This is a genomic window from Enterobacter chinensis, assembly GCF_034008295.1.
GTDB classification, from domain to species: Bacteria; Pseudomonadota; Gammaproteobacteria; order Enterobacterales; family Enterobacteriaceae; genus Enterobacter; species Enterobacter chinensis.
In genome coordinates, this window is the sequence record NZ_JARDVI010000005.1 from 106,778 (window position 1) to 129,181 (window position 22,404).

Sequence of the window (22,404 nt, forward strand, 5' to 3'; positions counted from 1 at the left end):
GGAAAAAGAAACTTTAAGGAGATAAGTTTGAAAATTCTTTCGAACCATCGTGCTACACCTGAACAGCTGCCAATAGTCAGTCGGAATACAGCAGGCATAGTCGTTATCAGGGGTGCCGCAGGTAGTGGTAAAACCACAAGTGCTTTACTTAGACTCACAGCAATAGTCAATGCGTTAACATATCGAAGAAATCTTAACAATGACAATACACCTATCAAAACATTAGTGCTGTCATTTAACCGAACCCTTGCCGGATATATTGAGGGGCTAATTGATGACAGCATCCAAGCTAAAGCTATCCCAGTAGAAGTTGAAAATGATACATTTTCTAATTGGGCTCGAAGGCACCTCAATACACCTTTGATTAAGGATACAACTCGAGATTCTTATCTTTTAAATAAATGTTTAACACTTGGGCTTGATTTAAACTTTGTACTCGATGAAATAGACTATTTTCGAGGCAGATTCCGCCATCACGAATTAGATAATTACCTAACAGTTGAGAGAACTGGTAGAGGATTGTCGCCACAAGTAACAAGACAAACTCGCCAGCGTTTAATTGATATTGTTCGCTCCTATGTACAATATCTTGAAGAGCATCAGTTAGACGATTGGCATACTCAGTGCGAGAAAATGATCTCTCATGAATGTCTGGGGTATGACATAATTGTCGTTGATGAAACGCAAGATTTTTCAGCCAATCAAATTAGAGCAATATTAAATCACCTTACGGATGATTATTACTTAACGTTTGTAATTGATACTATACAGCGATTATACCCGCGAGGCTTCACATGGGTAGAAACTGGATTAGATATGCGTAATGCTGCCTATTTCAGATTAGGTGAAAATCATAGAAACACAGTAGAAATTGCTGCATTTGCTGCGTCTATTACCCATGGATTAACAATCGATGATGATGGAAGCATTAGCGACTTTACAAGAGCTACAAGGCATGGGCCAAAACCAGTTGTGTGCAAAGGGCTATACTCGCAACAAGTAAGATATGCCATTGATTACATTCAAAGGAATGTTAATCTTGCAAATGAATCTGTCGCATTTCTTAAACCTAAAGGTGGGCAATGGTTTGAAGAAATTCAAAAACAGCTTACACGTCATGGACTTCCTTATGTAACCATAACTAAAAATAAAGTTTGGTCAAGAGGACCTGAAAATATTGCATTGTCCACAATGAATTCAGCTAAAGGTCTTGAATTTGATCATGTTATAATTTTAGGCCTAAGCGATGCAAATATGCAGCATCAACAAGATGAAAATGATGATAAATTACAGCAATTAAGAAGATTGCTTGCAATGGCTATCAGTCGAGCCAGAGAGTCTGTAGTTATCGGATATAAAGAATCGGAAAAATCAGATTTGGTTGACTATTTTACCCGTGGTACTTTCGATGAGGTAGATTTATAAATGGACATTGAACAATTTATACTTGAGAAAGGGATCTCAGAAATCCTGCACTTTACGACTGAAAGAGGTTTAACGGGTTGTGCAGGCACAGGTTTAGTTTTATCTCGCAAAGCATTAAACGAAGAACAATTTCTTAGTTATATTGCATCACCTGTATCAAGTGAGAGAAAAGAAGCACAGGATACATTCAACAAAGATGAAGATTGGTTAGATTATATAAACCTTTCCATAAGTGAAATAAACACAAGTTATTTTAATGCAGCCAGAAATTGGTTTCGAGGTGAAGACAGATGGTGGTGTATAATGGCTTTTGATCCCATTATCCTAACTCACCCAAAGGTATATTTTACAACTACTAATAATATCTATACTTCCGTAATACGAACACCTGGTTGTGCAGGACTTCAATCTATGTTTGTTGAAACAATCACTCGATGGAGAGGAAAGACAGTTAGTAGAAATGGAAGACAGCAAAGATTAACCACCTGCGAACAGGCTGAAGTTCTGTATCCTAATCCTCTTGATATGAAATTCCTTAGAAGCGTTTACGTACAAAACCAAGAGCAGGCTGCATCTATACATGGGACACTGAGGAGCTTTGGTTTTCTTTCTGTAAATGTTATTATTTGTCCAGAAAAATTTTTAGGTGTGCCTAACACATTCTAAGAGGGAAAAATGAACTCACTCAGAAAACAAAAAGTCATAAATTCCGCACTGTGGGCCGCCGCTGGTGATGCTATTGGCTGGATTTCTGAACTTACCGACGAAAGTGGCTTAAAGCGAAGGATTAATGATTCCTACCTCCTCAAGCCTGTCAGCTGGAACAGAAAAATTGGAGGTTACTCAGGAGTAACTGTAAGCCTCCCAGCAGGGACATACTCAGATGATACACAATTAAGATTAGCCGTATCGAGATCTATAAGGAGTAATGGTGAATTTGACACGGAGTCATTTGCAAAAATAGAACTTCCTGTGTGGTTATCTTATGCTTTAGGTGCTGGCAGAGCAACCAAATTAGCCGCTACAAACCTCATGCGTAAAGATACAAATTGGTTTTCTAATTTCTATAAAGTTAACGGGATTGATTACACAAACTCAGGTGGAAATGGAACCGCCATGAGAATACAACCTCATGTATGGAGTTGTAAAAACCTCTTAGAAAGAAAATATGTTGCATCAGTAATCAAAGATTCGTTAGTGACTCATGGTCATGTATTAGCAGTGTGTGGAGCCCTATTACATGCTGATACTTTACAGTACGCTTTAATAAATGGAAAACCTGCTGGCCCTACAGAAATCAATGGTTTTATTGATAACTTCACTGCTATCCCTCAAATTATTAACGAGATCTACGAGTTAAATAATTTCTGGCTTCCTAACTGGGAGATTATTTCAGGGAAAAAACTGCAAGAAGAAGTAGAGAGAGTTCGCATTGAATCAAAAGCATATCTATCAAAATCTCTGAATGCAGCTAAAGAATATAATGACCTCTCTGATAAATACAAATCGGTAATTGATGCACTTGAATGCAACAAAGAATCAAGGAGAGGTACTGCAACTAATACAGCAATTGCAAGTGCCTTGCTTTGTCATTTATATAAAAATGCAAACCCATACGAAGCAATTATTTCATGTGTCAATTTATTAGGCACTGATACAGATTCAATTGGAAGTATGGCAGGAGCTATATTGGGATGTTACAGTAGCCTTCCTGAATGGGACATTCAAGATAGCAAATATATTATTAGCGAAGCCAGTAGATTAAGTGATATAGCGGAAGGAATTCCAACTGTAAACTTTGACTACCCTAATATAAACAAATGGCAATCGCCACAAACGCAAAGCGATACATTAGTCAAAAATAAGGATGGCATTTACCATATTATTGGATTGGGTAAAGTCACCTTATCAAAATCTGGTGGTTGGAAGAATAAAAATTATGAGTGGCAGTGGATGCAACTCGAATATGGTCAGACTATTTTAGTAAAGAGTAAAATAGGCGATATCAAATTCGCTGAACCTACTCAACTTCGCCAAAATGATTTGACTCTAAAAAATGATATTCAGTCAGAACAAATGGCTATATCAAAAGAGCCTGAACAACAAACAGAGGTCAAAAAAGTTGTACAACCTGTTACAAGTTCATATAAGTATGAACAAAACCGTTTTAATTATGATTATGCCGACTCTGATAATTTAGATCTCGATGAGATAACTACAAACTTAATCAAAAAAGGTTTTAGTGAACGTGAAGTAGGTCATTATCTTATAAGGCTTGCTGATAAAAAAGGTCTCGATTCCTGTATAGCATTTGCAGCAATTATTGGTAAGGCTTTTATCACAAGAAAGAAAAAGCAATAGTCTATATAACGGCCTAAAACAACAAGTTTTGGGCCTTTTTCTATAAGCAATGATTAATATCTTACATTAGTTTTATCAATTCCTTTAAAAGACACATGCATTTCTGCTAATACATACTTGGAATGAATCTATTTAAATGAGTATGTTTCTTACACTTCCCTATGGTTCCCGACATGTATACCCCAAGCAGACTTACAATTTACCTTTGTATATTGGTTCACTAAATCGATTTTACAACTTAAAAAGGACCAAATATAATGAACCATGTAAAACGAACTGAAGGAAGATACAATGCGTATTTGGGGCTATTTAAGGGCTTCAACCCAAGAACAAAATGCTTTACGAGGGAAAGTGGAACTTGATGAATTCGTAAGCACACATGGTATGAAAGTCTCAAAATACTTTATCGAGAATGTATCTGGTGCAACGTTGCAACGTCCTCAACTATTTCAATTACTCGATATTGCAGAATCGGGCGATGTACTTCTATGTGAACAGGTAGACCGCCTGGCCAGGCTGACTACCAATGATTGGAAAACTCTTCGCACTCTCATCGAGTCAAAAGGAATTCGAGTAGTATCGTTAGATCTTCCAACCAGCCACCAATTATTGAAAGGAAGTACTGATTCACTAACTTCTCGAATGTTCGAATCAATGAATACGATGATGTTAGATTTTCTGGCAGCATTCGCCCGTAAGGATTATGAAGATCGCAGACGTCGCCAAAAACAAGGAATTGAGAAAGCTAAAAGTGAAGGAAAGTACAAAGGCCGTCCTGTAGATGAAGATCTCAGAAAGAAGGTTAAGGAATTGCTTTCAGATGGTAAAAGCTGGAATAGAATTCAGGAGTTGTTGGGTTGTTCAAGAGCTACTATTTCTAAAGTTTCAAAGCTACAAACAGATGAAATAAGAGATAAGTTATGATTCATAGTTATTTCAGTGAGACCGAACGCTTACTCCATAGAGTAATGCACATGTACTTTGATGAAAAAACGGATGATTATTTTATATTTGGTGTACTTCTTTGTGAATGGAACGATGAAAGTACTGCAAGAATTATTAATAGCGGGTTCCCACCAGCCCTGACGCATCGATGGCAATAAAAAAGGTAGCCTACGCTACCTTTTAACATCAACCACCAAGATTTGTACTATTCCTTAGTCGATAAAGATCTAATGTTTTATCGCGGATGATATTCATTTTGCTTTCAGCCGCAATTAAACTCCAGATAGTACCCTCTTCTTTTTGATAAAAAGCCTCAATTCCTTTATTATACGAATCTCTGTATTTTATCCATTGCCTTTGTGAATCTCTTAGGGTGGTACGCACATTTTCAGGCTGATCTTTCATTAGCAGTTTGTACTGATTCCCAAGCTCAGTATCCCAAGCTGTAGTAGCTTTGATATAGCAATTCTTTGAATCAATAGTACTAACGGCATCCTTTTTGCATTTTTGTAATGTACTATCAATATTTTGCTTCAGTTCTTCACCAGAGGCTGATAAACAAAATAGTAAGCTTGCACTTATAACCACCGCTTTGAAATACATAATACTGAACCCATTTCAATTATCAGTTTGTACTGTAACACGATGTTCTATCTCGTTAAGATGAGCTATACCACAATTTTCTAATTGAGAACGGGCAAATCTAATATCATTGCTGGTTCTCTGGATATCTGGATCGGTTGTAGGACTCCTCCCCCCTGCAAATGGCGAAATACCCGACCGGTTTAAAGAATTAGAGGTTTCATTCCAGTACTCAATGGCCTGCTCAGACGCTGCATTAGCAGCTAACAGTCGATTGAATTCACGTGAGCATGACTTCTTTTGAACAGCAATGTAATCATCGACCCAAACACCATGTTGTTTGTAGATATTTTCAGCTACTAAGTACTTACCACTACTCTTTTCGAGACTATTAATCTTACTTTCGATGTAGTCTTTGTTCTTTTTTTCTAATGCTACAGCGGCGGTATGTTTATCGGCTAATTTCATTGACTCATCTTGCTTAGCTTTAACTTCAATCCACTTTTCTCTGTTAAAGATCCCGGCACTCTTCGCTTCAGAGAATTGATCTTCGATCATAAAACCAAGATTCTTTCCTTGCAGATTCACCATATGAACATTAGCTTGCCCAGCTATTAATAATAAAATTACAATGATGATAGGTAGAAAAAAGTTATTAAAAAGCTTGGGAAGTTTTTGCATTAATGCGGGGTAGTTTTCTTGCACAGATGGTATGGCTATAATTGACCACAAAAATGAGATGATCATAGCCATACTCCAAAATGCTAAAGTAACTAATGCAAGTAATACTGTAGAAAATGACATCCCTGGTTCATTGAATGTACTAAAATAACTATAAACCATGAACACCATGATTAAGCCGAATCCCATATAAACAAAAAACTGTATTTTCTTCATTTTTATTTTCCCTTGTTATTTTAATACTCGTTTTATATTACCGAGAGAGTCAACTTCTACTCTGACAAGTTTTCTACATGCTCCGCACGAACCTACACCTGTACCACTGCTTTTTATTCCGGTGTTAACTGTCGTAGTACTTCCACAATGCGGACAAACCACTGTATATGTTGCGTATGCCACAATTTATTCCTCACTATTGCTGTAACGTTCTGGCCAGATTTCTTCTCGAGTCACCCCAATATAATCGGCAATAATCTGCTCACCTTTTGGCCAATGCCTCTCAAGGGCGTTGTATAGCGTTCGTTCATGCAAGCCGTTGTCTCGGGACAACTTAGCCAACGAGCTACCTCTTTTGCGTATAGCTGCAAGCACATCGGCCCGATGCCAGTTTCGAATACTGGCATTTGATTCCTTTTTTTGAGATCCTTCTTGTTTATGATTCTTCATTATGATCACTCATTACTTAATCATGAACATGATTGATCAATAAAATGAACAAGTCAAATCGAATTAGGAATACAATTCCTTAAGTTGAATGGCGATAGAATGATCAATAAAAAGCAAAGTACTAAAGAGTTCAGTGAACGTTTAAAGCACGTCATAGCAGCACTTGGAACAACGGGTAGAGAGTTCTCAAAACGTGCGGGTATTGGCTATAGCACTGTTCACAACTACATGCACGGTTCATCAAGCCCTACACTGGATAACTTAGTACTCTTGGCAAAAGCAGGCAATGTATCTATTGAGTGGCTGGCAACAGGCCAACAATCGAGCATGGGCAGTATTGATTCAGATGTCACATATGTACCTTTTATTGATCACGCCGATGAAATGCTGAAACTTGATGTTCAATTGATTGATGTGAAGGATTTACACTCTCTGCGTGCTATCAAGGTCAATACCGATGTAATGACCCCTACTTTTCTTACGGGAGGAGTAATCATAATTGATACTAATGATATAAATTTAACCGATAACAAACTTGTTGTATTAAAACAGAGTGGGAATTATTTGTTTAAGAGAGTACAGGTGCTCATAGATGGAGTACGCTTATTGAGTGATAATGATAGCTATCCACCAATCGCAGTACCTTTTGAAGATATGAAAAGTATTAATGTCGTTGGTAATGTCGTGATGATTATTAACAAAATTAATTAGCATAATTAGTACTTCCACCAATCACCGTTAACAAACCTACCCAAGGTAGTGAAAGGTGGAAGTTGTAACTATTATAGTACATGACACAATTAATTAGGAGATCATAGCAAGAGGTCGCTACAAGCCGGGATCATTACCTTCAATCCTAACGATATCTAATTGAATTAATATTTCCATTTAATGTTATTTTTGACTGTCCCGCTTTACAAGCGAGCCAGGAATTTCATTCGATTGAATCTCACGGCGTTCGCTTCAACTCGAATATCAATTCATTGGATATTAATTTTTTGATAGGGCATTTATCAAATATTGATTAGCTTTAACAGCGTTACCCCTTGACGGGATTTCTTGGATACATTTCGCTCCCCCAGTGCGGGGGGAAGATATTCAATATATACAATTAATTTGTACTTCTTGACGCTGATACTCATCAACATTTCATACAGCGAATTTTGGATACAACTATATTGTACTCAAGCGGAAGCGGGTTGCCCTGTTTCTTCCTATCGCCATTCTTTGCAACGGTCGTAGCTCATCACTACTCTTCTTATAAAAGCTGTATGAATAACTCCTATAAGTGTCTAAGTACATCTCAAATTCAGGACGGATCTATATTGTATAAATTCGCCACTGAATCAATTAGAAGTAATAGACTCCCTTATACCATTTGGTAAGGATTGGCCTTATATGTCTATCAAGGGAATCTACGGGGTATTATCCGATTCCTTTATAGTGCCACATTGCCGTGACTCCTGCGTTTTCGTCTTTTGTGTCTGGAATTTACGCTCGGGAAATTTGCACGGGTTTCATTTGCACTGCGTTCTGTTGAACAACTCATCTGCCATCTACTTGTCGATAGGATCAGGTTTTAATTTATTATACCAAGGATAATGAGGCTCTTATCATTACTCCACGACTAACGGGTACACCAACAGGATTTTAACTATACATATAGTATAGGACATAATTTAAATTCATTTCATTTTTTTCTTCTCTCCCTATAAATATCTACCGATATTTATAGGTTAGAAAAAACAAATCTAAATCATTAGTTTTTGATGCTTAAAAAGCCATATTATAAGACAAGCTTCACTAAAGAACCCGCCTTTAGGTTTGTAATAATAATCATATGTGGACTATTACTTCTTCAATAACAAAATTAAGGTTCCATTCAACAGTAAAAAAAATGAGCCTTTTTTTTTACTGAGTAAAAATTATTCCAATCTAAAAGATACTTCAACTACGCTCAAAAAAAACCACGGTGCATTCCTAACTAAGTCAATCAAATAATGCATACGCATCTTCATTACTAATCGGTTTAGAATTTAAATAATACTGTTTACTTTCAATATCGTATGTCATTATTTCATTGCCAAGTGTAACTACTAAAATTTTGTTTTCTACATATGTATTACTTAATAAAAGCCCTTCTTTAAGACTAATGGTTATCCATTGTACATCATTGCTAACATAAAATGACACCGATACTAAAACAATGTTTTTCTGTATTTTCAGTATTTGAATCTCTCTAATGATCTTTCTTATTTTTATGTTAAAATCTTGCCTAACCTCAATATTACTAACATCCATCAACTCATTATTAATTTTTTTTACTATCTCTTCATAACTAACACTAACATTCTCTAATGCTTTTATATCATCAATTTTACCTTGTAATTCCCTAACTTTTGCCTCAAGATTTTTTAGTACCTTATAATCAGTTTCACTTGGAATATCCACAGAGTCTACTGTTCTTTGGACATTTGCCAAATAGTTAGAGTAATGAATTAATTCACTGCTCAAATTTTCAAGTTCTACCGCATGAGATGAATTGTTAAGACTGCCAAAATCTAAATGCCTCAAATACTTTATTAGTGTATTCTCAACGACATTAAACTTGAACCCGTTAGCAACACATCGTTTGTTCCCCGCGATAGCATGAGAACATCGACCAAAGCGATTTCCATTTTCATTATTAATTAAAATATGGCCTGCCTTGCATAATCCGCAAATTAACAACCCTGAAAATAGCGTATTAGCTCTACGGTTTATTTTTTTATCACGACCTGGCTTTGTTAATCTCTGCTCAGCTCTTTTGAATTGAAGCTCAGTAATAATAGCAGGATACATCATAATCCCATCAAAATTATTGCGTAGTATTGATTGAGTTCTATGTTTACCTGTGACTCTCTCATCTTTTAGTACTCTATGTACGCTCCAATTACTCCAGGTTTTTCCATTGTATTTGTATCCTTCACTATTAAGTCTATCTCGGATATATGCCTGACCATAACCATTATTATACCATTCAAAAATGAGACGAATTGGTGCAACTCTTTCTGGTATTTCTTGGTATAGGTCATTTTCAACTTTTAACCAACCTGGGCAACGACCTGTTAAAGGAACATGTTTTTTTACTGTTTTTTCAAAACGTTCATCCCAATTTTTAATTGAAAGCTTTTGCTTTCTGAGTGATTCTTTATGGCTACGAGTTAATCCTGCTGATATTTGATTTAAGTCACTACATCTATGATGTACTGTCTCTGTATCAATTTCATGTACATCACACCCTTTATTAATCAAACCTAAAAAGAGTTCAGCTGCTTCATTGGGATTTGCTCTTGAAAACCGATCTATATTTTCAATAATCAATACAGCATTTTTGATCTTTCCGCTTTTATAATCAGCTATAAAGGAATGAAGTACGGATCCTTTTTCAATATTTTTCCCACTAAAACCACTAACTCCTTCAGCTTTTAAGAATACTATATTGTCAACATTTAATTCGTACCCTAAACCATCCTTGTCCTCATATTCTTCGACATAAGTCGTTAGCAAGGCTTGCTGACGACTCATACCAAATCCACCTTTCTCAGTCTTTTGGCGTCCTGAACTTACACGGCAATAGCAGAAGGCTGTTTTGATACCCATGATGTAAAATCCTTCAAATTTTTTACTATATAATAACACGCATAATGGTGGTCATTGGCATTATTGCGATTCTGAGCGCCATCGGCGTACCCGCCTATCAGAACTACCTGCGCAAAGCGGCGCTGACCGATATGCTGCAAACGTTCGTGCCGTATCGTACGGCTATTGAGCTTTGCGCGCTGGATCACGGCGGCGTGACAAGCTGTGACGGCGGCAGTAACGGCATCCCCTCTCCGACGACAACGCGTTATATCTCGGGAATGAGCGTGACCCAGGGCGTCGTGTCATTAACGGGCCAGGAGAGTCTTAACGGGCTGGAGGTGGTTATGACACCACAATGGAGCAGCGGCAACGGGATGACGGGCTGGAAACGTAGCTGCAATATCAGTAGCGACGGCGAGCTCAAACAGGCCTGCGAAGACGTTTTCCGCTTCGACAATAACTGAGGAGCGGCTAATGAATACCGATCGGCTTATGGCACTTTGTCTGCGCCATCATGCTCTGCTGCTCACCAGCGACAGTGACATGATAAGCATCGCCGTCGTGGGAAACCCCGCGACTGAACTCATGGAGGCCCTGCGTTTCGCGACTCAGAAACGGATTGATATCGAATGCTGGAGCGCTGAACGCATGGAAAAACACCGGCAGCTCATGTCGCAATCGCATCTGCCCGTTGTTTCGCAAACACACTCGACGGTGGATATGCTCAACCACACGCTGCAGCAGGCAATAAACCAGCGCGCATCCGACATTCATATCGAACCGATGGAACATGCGTGCCAGATCCGTTTACGTATCGACGGCGTGCTCTGCCCGCAGCCTCCCCTTTCCGCCTTACTGGCAAGCCAGTTCAGCGCACGCTTAAAGGTGCTGGGTAACCTGGATATTGCAGAACGCCGCTTACCCCAGGACGGTCAGTTTACGATTGAGCTGGCCAACGAGCCGGTCTCCTTTCGGATTGCCACGCTTCCCTGCAGCGGCGGCGAGAAAATTGTGCTGCGTCTTCTGCATCAGGTTCAGCAGGCTCTTGAACCGAAAGCGCTCGGAATGAGCGCTGAACAACTGGCCTGTTTTAATGAAGTGCTCCACCAGCCGCAGGGGCTGATTCTGGTCACCGGCCCTACCGGCAGCGGTAAAACCGTGACGCTCTACAGCGCGCTGCAGGCGCGTAACACTCCTGAGGTCAACATTTGCAGCGTGGAGGATCCAATTGAAATCCCCCTTGCGGGATTAAACCAGACGCAGATTAACCCCCGGGCGGGTTTAACATTCCAGAGCGTGCTAAGGGCGCTGCTGCGCCAGGATCCTGACATCATTATGGTCGGCGAAATTCGTGACGGTGAAACAGCCGGGATTGCTATTAATGCCGCACAGACCGGGCATCTGGTGTTATCGACGCTGCACACCAACTCGACAACGGAAGCCCTGACGCGCCTGGAGCAGATGGGCGTAGCACGTTGGATGATATCTTCCGCACTCTCGATGGTGATTGCCCAGCGGCTGGTCCGGCGTCTGTGTCCACACTGTCGCCGGGAAGCCAGCGAGCACGCTCAGTTACCTCGCTCAGTATGGCGCAGGCCGCTCCCCCGCTGGCAACCCACCGGCTGCGATCGTTGTTATCACGGTTTTTATGGCCGGGTGGCCATTTTTGAAGTGCTCACGATCGACAATACTTTGCGGCAGGCCATTGCCAGCGGGGCGGGAACAGAAGTGATAGAGGCGAGCGCCCGGCAGGCGGGTATGGTTTCTCTGTTTGAGCACGGCTGCATGGCCGTTGAACAAGGGCTGACTACGATTGAAGAGTTGCTTCGCGTCCTGGGCATGCCCGATGGCAGCTAATCAGCTCTGGCGCTGGCGAGCGCTCACCAAAGAAGGAGAACCCCGAAGCGGGACACTCTGGGCTACAGACCGCAATGCGGCCTTCGTCAGGTTGATGCGTAACGACCCTCACCCTCTGACGCTGACCCGAAGCGCGCAGCGACACCGCTGGCGGCCACATCACTGCTATGAGATGTTTCGCCAGCTTGCCACGCTTCTGCAGGCTGGGCTGACATTATCCCACAGCCTGCAAATGCTGGCAGACCAGCATCCGCTAAAACCATGGCAGGCGCTGCTGCAAAGCATTGCCGATGAGCTCAGTGAAGGATGTCCCTTTTCTGAGTCGCTAAAAAAGTGGCCAGCGGTTTTTAGCCCACTGCATGTCTCGATGGTGAAGACCGGTGAGCTGACCGGAAAGCTGGAGGAGTGCTGTCGCCAGCTTGCTCAGCAACAAAAAGCACAGCAGCAGCTCAGTGCGAAAGTGAAAAAAGCGCTGCGCTACCCGGCGATCGTTCTGACGCTTGCAATACTCGTCGTGCTGGCGATGGTTACCCTGGTCTTGCCCGAGTTTGCCGCGATCTACAAAACGTTTAACGCCCCGCTCCCGTGGCTGACACAAAAGGTCATGGGGATGGCGGCATTTATGCAGTCATATGCCCTCGTGCTGTTCGCCATGTTATTGCTGCCCTTCATTGCCGCCTGGGCTCTGCGGCAAAACCCTCGCTGGCAGCGCATCCTGCTGCATACGCCAGTGATGGGGGCGCTGGCAAAAGGCCAAAAACTGGGGCAAATTTTTACCGTGCTGTCGCTTACGCAGCAGGCGGGTATCGCCTTTTTACAGGGCCTGGAGAGCGCAGAAGAGACCGTTGAAAGTCAGTACTGGCAGGGAATACTCCGCAGCGTTCGGGAGGACATTGAAAAAGGACTCCCCGTCTGGTCATCCTTTCAGAGAGCGACCATCTTTACCCCGCTGTGTATCCAGCTTTTACGAACCGGCGAAATGTCAGGTGCGCTGGACGTCATGCTGGCAAACCTTGCCCGGCATCACACGGAACAAACATTTCAAAGGGCAGATAACCTGGCGGCACTTCTGGAGCCAATGCTTCTGATTGTGACAGGCGTCATCATTGGCACGCTGGTAGTGGCAATGTACCTGCCGATTTTCCATCTGGGGGATGCGATGAGCGCGGGATAGTGCTGAAGGGCTGGCGCACGGGCATGCGCCAGCGAAAGCCATTACAGGCTATTGAATACGCGGTTTTCCTGTTCCTGAACACGGATAAACGTCGTGCGTTTCGTGAGTTCTTTCAGGCGGGATGCCCCAACGTAGGTACAGGCTGAACGCAGGCCGCCGAGGATATCGCGCGCGGTGTATTCAACCGGGCCGCGCAGGGGCAGTTTCACGGTTTTGCCTTCTGCCGCACGATATTTTGCCACACCACCGACATGGCGGGTCATCGCAGACTCAGAGCTCATTCCGTAGAACAGCATAAATTTCTCACCGTTCTCTTCAACCACGGTACCACCGCTCTCTTCGTGACCTGCCAGCATACCACCGAGCATCACAAAGTCCGCGCCGCCGCCGAAGGCCTTGGCGACATCGCCCGGCATGGTGCAACCGCCGTCGCTGATAATCTGACCGCCCAGCCCGTGCGCCGCATCGGCACATTCAATAACCGCGGAGAGCTGCGGATAACCGACACCGGTTTTGACGCGCGTGGTGCACACGGAACCCGGGCCAATGCCCACTTTCACGATATCTGCACCGGACAGGATCAGCTCTTCACACATTTCACCGGTCACCACGTTGCCCGCGATGATGGTTTTCGTCGGCCAGGCCTCACGCGCCTTGCTGACAAACTGCACGAAGTGCTCGGAGTAACCATTCGCCACATCAATACAAATGAAGTTAAGAGCCGGGTTAGCATTCAGGATCTGTTTGGTCTTCTCGAAGTCCGCATCGGAGGTACCGGTGGAGACCATCACATGCTTCACCACGTCAGCAGATGCGGATACAACAAACGCATTCCACTCTTCAGGGCTGTAATGTTTGTGCACGGCAGTGAGAATGTCGAACCGTGCCAGGGAAGTTGCCATCTCAAAGGTTCCCACAGTATCCATGTTGGCAGCGATGATCGGCACGCCAGACCAGGTCTGACCGGAATGCTTAAAGGTAAATTGACGTTCGAGTTCAACGTCTGAGCGACTTTTCAGTGTAGAGCGTTTAGGGCGGATAAGAACGTCTTTGAAACCTAACTTCAGATCTTCTTCGATACGCATGTGGGGATTCCTGGGGTTAGAGGCAAAAATGTTAAAAGCACAACTCCAGTGACGTTATCATACGCACTAATACCTGCTCTGCAAGACTGCGAAATTCTCTTTTTTTACGCTACAATCCTATAAATTTACCTGGTAAAAAGCCGGTAAAGAGAGCTAAACATTTGCGGTAGCATGTTTGAATTTTAAGCAACTGATTTTAAAAATGAATAATTCCCAGGATTTAAGTTAATGGGGTATATCGTCGCATTAACCGGCGGCATCGGTAGTGGAAAAAGTACCGTTGCGGACGCATTTGCTCGTCTGGGCATCACGATTATCGATGCCGATATCATTGCCCGTCAGGTGGTAGAGCCCAATACACCCGCATTAAAGGCCATAAAAGCACATTTTGGCCAGGCCATTATCAATCCGGACGGTACGCTCGATCGCCGCCAGCTTCGCGAATGCATTTTTTCTGATTCTTCAGAAAAGGTATGGCTTAATGCCCTGCTCCATCCCATTATTCACCAGGAAACTCAGCGTCAGATTAACGCTGCCCGCTCGCCCTATGTTCTGTGGGTCGTTCCGTTGTTGGTAGAAAATCAGCTTCAGAGTAAAGCCGATCGGGTGCTGGTGATTGATGTTTCGCCCGAAACGCAGATCCAGCGAACCATGGCGCGCGACCATGTCTCACGCGAACATGCTGAAAAAATTCTTGCCGCACAGGCCACGCGCGCTCAGCGTCTTGCCGTTGCGGATGATGTTATTGATAATAACGGCGCACCAGATGCCATTGCATCGGATGTTGCCCGTCTGCACGCGCAGTATCTCACGTTTGCCGCGCAGGCCGTTGCACAGGAAAAACCATAATGTCGACACACATCCTTTTTGAGCATCCACTCAATGAAAAAATGCGTACCTGGCTGCGCATAGAATTTCTCATTCAACAGCTTTCGCACCATCTGCCCGTGAACGATCATGCGGCTGCACTGCATTTCTTCCGCAACGTAGGCGATTTGCTGGATGTGATTGAACGTGGCGATGTCCGCACCGAGCTGCTGAAAGAGCTGGAGCGCCAACAGCGTAAATTACAGGCCTGGACAGAGGTGCCTGGCGTCGACCAAAGCCGTATCGACTCCCTACGCCAGCAGTTGAAAAACAGCAGCGGCATTCTGATGGCTGCGCCACGCGTTGGGCAGTTTTTACGTGAAGACCGCTTAATCGCCCTGGTGCGCCAGCGCTTGAGTATTCCCGGCGGCTGCTGCAGCTTTGATCTGCCAACGCTCCATATGTGGCTGCATATGCCGCAATCTCAGCGTGATGCTCAGGTGAACAGCTGGCTGGCAAGCCTGGAGCCGATGCACCAGACGCTGTCGCTGATCCTCGATCTGATCCGTAACTCAGCGCCTTTCCGCAAGCAAACCAGCCTGAACGGTTTCTACCAGGACAACGGTGATGATGCCGATCTTCTGCGCCTGAACCTGTCCCTTGGCGAGCAGCTTTATCCACAAATTTCAGGGCATAAGAGCCGCTTTGCGATTCGCTTTATGCCGCTGGACAGTGAAAATGGCACCGTGCCGGAACGTCTCGATTTTGAACTGGCCTGTTGTTAAGGAGTACCGATGTCTGATGTCACCACCGTAAACTGCCCAACCTGCGGCAAAACCGTTGTCTGGGGCGAAATCAGCCCGTTCCGCCCGTTCTGCTGCAAACGCTGTCAGCTCATTGACCTGGGCGAATGGGCGGCGGAAGAGAAACGCATTCCAAGCGAAGGCGATCTCTCGGATAGCGATGACTGGAGTGAGAGCCAGCAGTAATCTGTAAAGCCTGCTGGCGCTTCGCTTAGCAGGCCTACGGTTGTGCGACTAATCTCAGGATCACAGGCTCATTGGCCGGAGGGAATTTTTCGGCATCACTTGCCTGAAGTTCAACCCAGTTGCCCGGTTGTCCCTCTTTTCCCCAGGGTTCGCCTTCCCAGTTTTCCACCAGCCAGAACCACAGCGTGATGTGCCTGTCCGGAAACTGGTATTCGAGCTTATCAAATAGCGTTGCACCAAGCGGGGTAATTCCTACCTCTTCCTGAAGTTCACGAACCAGCGCCTCTTCCGGCGTTTCACCTGACTCGATCTTTCCGCCAGGAAACTCCCATTTGTTCGCCATATGGGCGTCGGCGGCGCGCTGGGTAATGAAGATTTGATTTTGCGGGTTGCGAATAATCCCGACGGCAATTTGCAGCATTTTCATATTGTCACGTCCATAAAAAAGGCGCAGATTTCTGCGCCTTTTCGATTTGTTAACGTCTTAGCTCAGACGGCCGTGGCACGCCTTATATTTTTTACCGGAACCGCATGGGCACGGATCGTTACGCCCTACTTTACGATCGCCGGTCTGTGCGGCGATCGCCGCTGCGGCTTCGATGTCGTCAGTCTGGTGGCTCAGCTGTTGCATCTGCGCCAGACGCTCAGCCTCTTCACGACGCTGCTGCTCCATCTCTTCCACTTCTTCCGGCATACGCACCTGAACTTTGCTCAGGGTGCTGATCACTTCATATTTCAGCGACTCCAGCATAGCAGCAAACATGGAGAAGGATTCACGCTTGTATTCCTGCTTCGGATCTTTCTGCGCATAGCCACGCAGGTGGATCCCCTGACGCAGGTAGTCCATCGCCGCCAGGTGCTCTTTCCACAGGGAATCCAGCGTCTGCAGCATCACGCCTTTTTCGAAGTGACGCATCATCTCAGCGCCAACGACCTCTTCTTTACGCTTATAAACTTCAAGAGCGTTTTCAAAGATACGTTCGCGCAGAGTTTCTTCGTGCAGCTCAGGCTCTTTATCCAGCCACTCTTTGATTGGCAGCTCAAGGTCGAAGTCATTTTTCAGACGTTCCTGCAGACCTTCGATATCCCACATTTCTTCCAGAGACTGAGGAGGAATATGCGCGTCAATTGTCGCTTTAAACACATCTTCGCGGATGCTGTTGATGGTTTCGCTTACGTCGGACACATCCAGCAGTTCATTACGCTGGGTGTAAATTGCGCGGCGCTGATCGTTAGCCACATCATCATATTCCAGCAGCTGCTTACGAATATCAAAGTTGCGGCTTTCCACTTTACGCTGTGCGTTAGCGATCGCTTTGGTGACCCACGGGTGTTCAATGGCTTCGCCTGGTTTCATCCCCAGCTTACGCATCATGCCTGATACACGGTCGGAGGCGAAAATACGCATCAGCGCATCTTCCATCGACAGGTAGAAGCGGGAGGAACCAGCATCACCCTGACGACCCGCACGACCGCGCAGCTGGTTATCAATACGACGAGATTCGTGGCGCTCGGTACCAATGATGTGCAGACCGCCCGATGCCAGTACCGCATCGTGACGAACCTGCCAGTCCGCTTTGATCTGTGCAATCTGTTCCGGGGTTGGGTTTTCCAGCTCTGCCACTTCGGCCTGCCAGCTACCACCCAGCATAATATCGGTACCACGACCCGCCATGTTGGTGGCGATGGTCACGGCACCCGGATAACCTGCCTGCGCAACAATGTCCGCTTCTTTGGCGTGGAATTTGGCGTTCAGAACGTTGTGTTTGATACCCGCTTTGGTCAGCTCGTTAGAAACCACTTCGGATTTCTCGATGGAGATCGTCCCCACCAGCACCGGCTGGCCGTTCGCAGTACGTTCGCGGATATCTTCGATGATCGCCTGAATTTTTTCCGCTTCGGTCATATACACCAGGTCCGGCATATCCTTACGAATCATCGGACGGTTGGTTGGAACGACCACGGTATCCAGCTTGTAGATGGAGCTGAATTCAAACGCTTCGGTATCTGCCGTACCGGTCATACCCGCCAGCTTCTCGTACAGACGGAAGTAGTTCTGGAAGGTGATAGACGCCAGCGTCTGGTTTTCGTTTTGAATATCAACGCCTTCTTTGGCTTCAACCGCCTGGTGCAGACCATCAGACCAGCGACGTCCCTGCATGGTACGGCCGGTGTGTTCATCGACGATGATCACTTCGCCGTCTTTCACAATGTAGTCAACATCACGGGTAAACAGCGCATGAGCACGCAGCGCAGCGGTCACGTGGTGCATCAGCATGATGTTGCTCGGAGAGTACAGAGACTCGCCCTCTTCCATGATGCCCTGAGCAACCAGCAGTTCTTCAATCTGAACCAGACCGCGTTCAGTCAGGTTCACCTGGCGCGCTTTTTCATCTACGGAGAAGTGACCTTCACCCTGGAAGGTGTCGGAGTCTTCTTTCTCCTGGCGCAGCAGGTGCGGAATGATTTTGTCGACTTTGCGGTACATCTCGGAGCTGTCTTCAGCAGGGCCGGAGATAATCAGCGGAGTACGTGCTTCATCGATCAGGATGGAGTCCACCTCATCCACCAGCGCATAGTGCAGTTTACGCTGTACACGCTCTTCAGGGCTGAACGCCATGTTGTCACGCAGGTAGTCGAAGCCGTATTCGTTGTTAGTGCCGTAGGTGATATCCGCGTTATACGCGTCACGTTTGGCTGGCGCAGGCAGACCGGACATGTTGATGCCCACGGTCATCCCCAGGAATTCGAACAGTGGACGGTTGTTTTCGGCGTCACGCTGTGCCAGATAGTCGTTGACGGTAACCACGTGAACGCCTTTACCGGTCAGGGCGTTCAGGTATGCCGGCAGCGTTGCAGTCAGGGTTTTACCTTCACCGGTACGCATTTCCGCGATGCAGCGCTCGTTGAGCACCATACCACCCAGCAGCTGAACGTCGAAGTGACGCATGCCAAATACGCGCTTACTCGCTTCACGCACTACGGCGAATGCTTCAGGAATCAGGCTTTCTAGGGTTTCACCTTTTTCCAGGCGAGCACGGAATTCGCCCGTCTTGGCCTTCAGCTCGTCATCAGAGAGCTTTTCCATCGCCGGTTCCATACCATTGATGACGGTGACGGCTTTACGCATACGGCGCAGGGTACGATCGTTACGACTACCAAAAACTTTGGTTAATAATTTGATTAGCATAATAAATTCTCAAACGCCCCATCGTGGGCAGATAAATTAAGGTATTGAAAAAAGTTAATTTAGCTGAGGCGTTGAGGCCCGGCACGAATGCCGTGAGCCTGGCTAATCCATGTTGAAACAGAGAATGAGGCAGGAGGAACAAGCGCACGTTGCGCTGTCTGGCGAACCATGACCGGCGGCTGACTGTCCTGCGTGAGCAGCGCGTTGAGCGTGTCCAGCAGGGCAAGATGCTGCGCCTGCACCGGCAGCGTCTCTTCCGCAACAGGCATGGCCTGCGGTGCCATCGCAAATGACAGATGGCGAATAACCGTGCGGATAGCGTGCTGGTGCCAGTAATCAACGGAGAAATTCGGGCGGCGATTGGCTTCAAGCCACGCGAGGTTAGTAAAGTTAACCCGCGTGTTGAGATCGTGTTTGGTTGTGGAGGTCTTCGCCGGTGTTGCCGCTTCGGCACTGTTGCTGAGCGCAGGCAAGCCGAAACTCGCCGCGACCATCCCTAATAAGAGATGCGGCCAGAAGTAACGTCTGCCAAATTGTCGCCAGCGCGTCAGTATTCCGCTCACTTGCTCCACCACATAAGCCAGCCTGGTACAGGCTGAATTCAGTTATTCTTTTAAGCGCCCAGATATTACCACTAAAGCCAATACACATCAGCAGGAATGAAGTGTTGCCGCGGGGAAAAACGGTCAAGAATGCAGCTAACGCACACATTTTCTGTGCAAGACAAACAAGAGATAACGCTGGGGCAAACAAAGAAGGGTAAAAATAAAAACGACTGGTCTCCCTGGTCGGAGAGAGTACCAGGTTAACCAGTCGATTTTTTACGAAACGGAGTGAACCGTTACGCCAGAACCATGGTTGGCGCTTTGAAAGCCAGCGGCAGTTCAGCTTCGTCTTCGAAGGTCACATATTCCCAGGCTTCCTGTTTTGCCAGGACGGCCTGCAACAGTTTGTTGTTCAGTGCATGACCGGATTTGAACGCGGTAAATGCACCAATGATGTTGTGACCACACATGAACAGGTCGCCGATAGCGTCCAGCATTTTGTGACGAACGAATTCATCTTCGAAACGGAGGCCGTCTTCGTTCAGTACGCGATAATCGTCAACAACGATGGCACAATCGAAGCTGCCGCCCAGGCACAGACCACGGGACTGCAGATATTCAATATCACGCATGAAGCCAAATGTACGGGCTCGGCTAATCTGACGCATAAACGCATCAGCAGAGAAGTTCATCGCATAGCGTTGGGTGCTTGCATCAATCGCCGGATGGTTAAAGTCGATGGTAAAGTCCAACGAGAAACCATTGTACGGTTTGAATTCAGCCCACTTGTCGCCATCTTCGACGCGAACGGTCTCTTTGATGCGAACAAATTTCTTCGCACAGTTCAGTTCTTCGATGCCGGCATCCAGCAACAGATAAACGAACGGAGCAGCACTGCCATCCATAATCGGGATTTCTGGCGCATCGACTTCAACAATAATGTTGTCGATACCCAGACCCGCCAGGGCGGCGTTCAGGTGCTCTACGGTAGAAATCCGCACGTCATGCTCGTTCACCAGACAAGTACAGAGCATAGTATCACGCACAGATTTGGCATCGGCCGGAAAATCTACCGGTGGATTCAAGTCGGTGCGACGATAGATGACCCCGGTATTGGCCGGCGCAGGGCGTAACGTCAGTGTGACTTTCTTGCCGGTATGTAAACCGACACCTGTCGCCTGAACGATACGTTTAAGTGTCCTTTGTTTGATCATCGTATAATCTCGCCAAATTAACTATCCAACCGAGAGTGTATATCACTAACGGTGGGCCAGTTTAGCACAAAGAGCGCAAATCCCCAAATTCCAGCCAATTCTTAGTCAGCTTGCTTACGCAGGAACGCCGGGATATCCAGATAATCTGGCTCTTTTGCCGTTTGCGGCGTTGGGTCATTCACCACTTTCGCGGCCGGTTTCTGCTCCTGAGTCAGAGGAGACATACCGTGCTGCTGGTAACGATCCATTACCGGTTGCTGAGTCTGTTTGTTGGTCACCAGAGTGATCTCAGGACGTTTGTCCATGCCGATACCGGTCGCAACAACAGTCACACGCAGTTCGTCGTTCATTTCAGGGTCAAGAGAAGTACCGATTACCACGGTAGCGTTGTCAGAGGCGAACGCACGGATGGTATTACCCACGGTTTCGAACTCATCCAGACGCAGATCAAAGCCAGCGGTAATGTTGACCAGCACGCCGCGCGCACCAGACAGATCGATATCTTCCAGCAGTGGAGAAGAGATAGCCATTTCAGCCGCTTCTTCTGCACGGTCTTCACCGCTCGCCACACCAGAGCCCATCATCGCGTAGCCCATTTCGGACATCACGGTGCGAACGTCTGCAAAGTCAACGTTCATCAGGCCAGGACGGGTAATCAGTTCAGCGATACCCTGCACCGCGCCTTTCAGCACGTCGTTTGCTGCACCGAACGCGTCCAGCAGAGAGATACCGCGACCCAGAACTTTCAACAGCTTGTCGTTCGGGATGGTAATCAGCGAGTCCACATGCTTGGACAGCTCGGTGATACCCTGCTCCGCGAAGGCCATACGCTTCTTGCCTTCAAAATTGAAAGGCTTGGTCACGACAGCAACGGTCAGGATACCTAAATCTTTAGCCACTTCAGCCACAACAGGTGCAGCGCCGGTACCCGTACCGCCACCCATACCTGCTGCGATGAAGACCATGTCCGCACCTTCCAGCGCAGCGCGCAGCGCTTCACGATCTTCTTCAGCCGCGTTGCGACCCACTTCCGGGTTAGCCCCGGCTCCCAGCCCTTTGGTGATACCACCGCCGATCTGGATAGTCTGGCCTACAGCCGTCTTACGCAGTGCCTGCGCATCGGTGTTAACTGCAAAGAATTCAACACCTTCGATGCGTTCACGCACCATATGCTCTACGGCGTTACCGCCGCCGCCACCGACGCCGATGACTTTAATCACCGCGTCGTTGGTCAGTTCCATAGGTTCAAACATAATTTC

The 22,404-nt window shown here is 46.0% G+C and carries 21 protein-coding genes; 11 read left to right on the plus strand and 10 right to left on the minus strand.

Going from position 1 to position 22,404, the window contains the following annotated elements:
* Positions 1-27 precede the first annotated feature (27 nt).
* The 4 genes from PYW49_RS15615 (at position 28) to PYW49_RS15630 (ending at position 4,710) form a co-directional block, all read left to right on the plus strand.
* Positions 28-1,425 carry a 3'-5' exonuclease gene (locus PYW49_RS15615; protein WP_116773258.1) on the plus strand — a complete coding sequence of 466 codons (1,398 nt, stop codon included), beginning with the start codon at positions 28-30 and terminating at the stop codon, positions 1,423-1,425.
* Positions 1,426-2,091 carry a DarT ssDNA thymidine ADP-ribosyltransferase family protein gene (locus PYW49_RS15620; RefSeq protein ID WP_099441403.1) on the plus strand — a complete coding sequence of 222 codons (666 nt, stop codon included), beginning with the start codon at positions 1,426-1,428 and terminating at the stop codon, positions 2,089-2,091.
* Between the two features lie 9 nt (positions 2,092-2,100).
* Positions 2,101-3,786 (plus strand): ADP-ribosylglycohydrolase family protein, encoded by a 1,686-nt coding sequence (locus PYW49_RS15625; protein WP_320386909.1) that lies wholly within the window; start codon positions 2,101-2,103, stop codon positions 3,784-3,786.
* 291 nt (positions 3,787-4,077) lie between these two features.
* Positions 4,078-4,710 (plus strand): recombinase family protein, encoded by a 633-nt coding sequence (locus PYW49_RS15630; RefSeq protein WP_117032622.1) that lies wholly within the window; start codon positions 4,078-4,080, stop codon positions 4,708-4,710.
* Positions 4,711-4,917: 207 nt separating this feature from the next.
* Here the strand turns inward: PYW49_RS15630 and PYW49_RS15635 are convergent, their stop codons facing one another.
* The 3 genes from PYW49_RS15635 to PYW49_RS15645 form a co-directional block, all read right to left on the minus strand.
* A complete protein-coding gene (locus tag PYW49_RS15635; protein WP_320386910.1) occupies positions 4,918-5,334 on the minus strand; it encodes a lysozyme inhibitor LprI family protein in 417 nt (138 codons plus the stop codon).
* A gap of 15 nt (positions 5,335-5,349) precedes the next feature.
* Positions 5,350-6,210: a hypothetical protein gene (locus PYW49_RS15640; protein WP_320386911.1), complete on the minus strand. Its 861-nt coding sequence runs from the start codon at positions 6,208-6,210 to the stop codon at positions 5,350-5,352.
* Between the two features lie 186 nt (positions 6,211-6,396).
* Positions 6,397-6,660 carry a helix-turn-helix domain-containing protein gene (locus PYW49_RS15645; protein ID WP_099441398.1) on the minus strand — a complete coding sequence of 88 codons (264 nt, stop codon included), beginning with the start codon at positions 6,658-6,660 and terminating at the stop codon, positions 6,397-6,399.
* Positions 6,661-6,759: 99 nt separating this feature from the next.
* Here PYW49_RS15645 and PYW49_RS15650 point away from each other — a divergent pair, with 99 nt between their 5' ends.
* Positions 6,760-7,371: an XRE family transcriptional regulator gene (locus PYW49_RS15650; protein WP_181933235.1), complete on the plus strand. Its 612-nt coding sequence runs from the start codon at positions 6,760-6,762 to the stop codon at positions 7,369-7,371.
* Positions 7,372-8,649: 1,278 nt separating this feature from the next.
* On the opposite strand, the gene PYW49_RS15655 is transcribed toward PYW49_RS15650, so the two are convergent.
* On the minus strand, positions 8,650-10,302 hold the full coding sequence (locus tag PYW49_RS15655) for a recombinase family protein (protein ID WP_320386912.1): 1,653 nt from the start codon (positions 10,300-10,302) through the stop codon (positions 8,650-8,652).
* Positions 10,303-10,346: 44 nt separating this feature from the next.
* On the opposite strand from PYW49_RS15655, the gene ppdD reads away from it, so the two are divergent.
* From ppdD to hofC, 3 genes are read left to right on the plus strand one after another with little or no spacing between them, the layout of a single operon-like run.
* Positions 10,347-10,748, plus strand: coding sequence for a prepilin peptidase-dependent pilin (gene ppdD, locus PYW49_RS15660; protein WP_320386913.1), 402 nt, complete (start codon positions 10,347-10,349; stop codon positions 10,746-10,748).
* A gap of 10 nt (positions 10,749-10,758) precedes the next feature.
* Positions 10,759-12,141, plus strand: coding sequence for a type II secretion system protein GspE (gspE, locus tag PYW49_RS15665; protein ID WP_320386914.1), 1,383 nt, complete (start codon positions 10,759-10,761; stop codon positions 12,139-12,141).
* Entirely contained in the window at positions 12,131-13,315 is a 1,185-nt protein-coding gene (gene hofC, locus PYW49_RS15670) for a protein transport protein HofC (protein WP_320386915.1), read from the plus strand. Before gspE ends, hofC begins: the two co-directional genes overlap by 11 nt.
* Before the next feature lie 41 nt (positions 13,316-13,356).
* On the opposite strand, the gene PYW49_RS15675 is transcribed toward hofC, so the two are convergent.
* On the minus strand, positions 13,357-14,400 hold the full coding sequence (locus PYW49_RS15675; protein WP_320386916.1) for a GMP reductase: 1,044 nt from the start codon (positions 14,398-14,400) through the stop codon (positions 13,357-13,359).
* A 228-nt stretch (positions 14,401-14,628) separates the two neighbouring features.
* Between PYW49_RS15675 and coaE the strand changes: the two genes are divergently transcribed.
* The 3 genes from coaE to yacG are packed head-to-tail and all read left to right on the plus strand — an operon-like array spanning position 14,629 to position 16,196.
* A complete protein-coding gene (gene coaE, locus PYW49_RS15680; RefSeq protein ID WP_320386917.1) occupies positions 14,629-15,249 on the plus strand; it encodes a dephospho-CoA kinase in 621 nt (206 codons plus the stop codon).
* Positions 15,249-15,992: a cell division protein ZapD gene (gene zapD / locus PYW49_RS15685; RefSeq protein WP_134349656.1), complete on the plus strand. Its 744-nt coding sequence runs from the start codon at positions 15,249-15,251 to the stop codon at positions 15,990-15,992. The genes coaE and zapD overlap by 1 nt, the downstream gene beginning before the upstream one ends.
* 9 nt (positions 15,993-16,001) lie before the next feature.
* Positions 16,002-16,196, plus strand: coding sequence for a DNA gyrase inhibitor YacG (gene yacG, locus PYW49_RS15690; protein ID WP_320386918.1), 195 nt, complete (start codon positions 16,002-16,004; stop codon positions 16,194-16,196).
* A gap of 34 nt (positions 16,197-16,230) precedes the next feature.
* Here yacG and mutT read toward each other — a convergent pair whose 3' ends face one another.
* From mutT to ftsZ, 5 genes are all read right to left on the minus strand, one after another.
* Positions 16,231-16,623 (minus strand): 8-oxo-dGTP diphosphatase MutT, encoded by a 393-nt coding sequence (gene mutT, locus PYW49_RS15695; RefSeq protein ID WP_320386919.1) that lies wholly within the window; start codon positions 16,621-16,623, stop codon positions 16,231-16,233.
* Between the two features lie 57 nt (positions 16,624-16,680).
* Positions 16,681-19,386 (minus strand): preprotein translocase subunit SecA, encoded by a 2,706-nt coding sequence (gene secA, locus PYW49_RS15700; RefSeq protein WP_320386920.1) that lies wholly within the window; start codon positions 19,384-19,386, stop codon positions 16,681-16,683.
* Between the two features lie 59 nt (positions 19,387-19,445).
* Positions 19,446-19,949, minus strand: coding sequence for a secA translation cis-regulator SecM (secM, locus tag PYW49_RS15705; RefSeq protein WP_166790953.1), 504 nt, complete (start codon positions 19,947-19,949; stop codon positions 19,446-19,448).
* Between the two features lie 278 nt (positions 19,950-20,227).
* Complete coding sequence (gene lpxC / locus PYW49_RS15710; protein ID WP_061099229.1) at positions 20,228-21,145, minus strand: UDP-3-O-acyl-N-acetylglucosamine deacetylase; 918 nt, start codon at positions 21,143-21,145, stop codon at positions 20,228-20,230.
* Between the two features lie 101 nt (positions 21,146-21,246).
* Positions 21,247-22,398 carry a cell division protein FtsZ gene (gene ftsZ, locus PYW49_RS15715; protein WP_008501978.1) on the minus strand — a complete coding sequence of 384 codons (1,152 nt, stop codon included), beginning with the start codon at positions 22,396-22,398 and terminating at the stop codon, positions 21,247-21,249.
* Positions 22,399-22,404 lie beyond the last annotated feature (6 nt).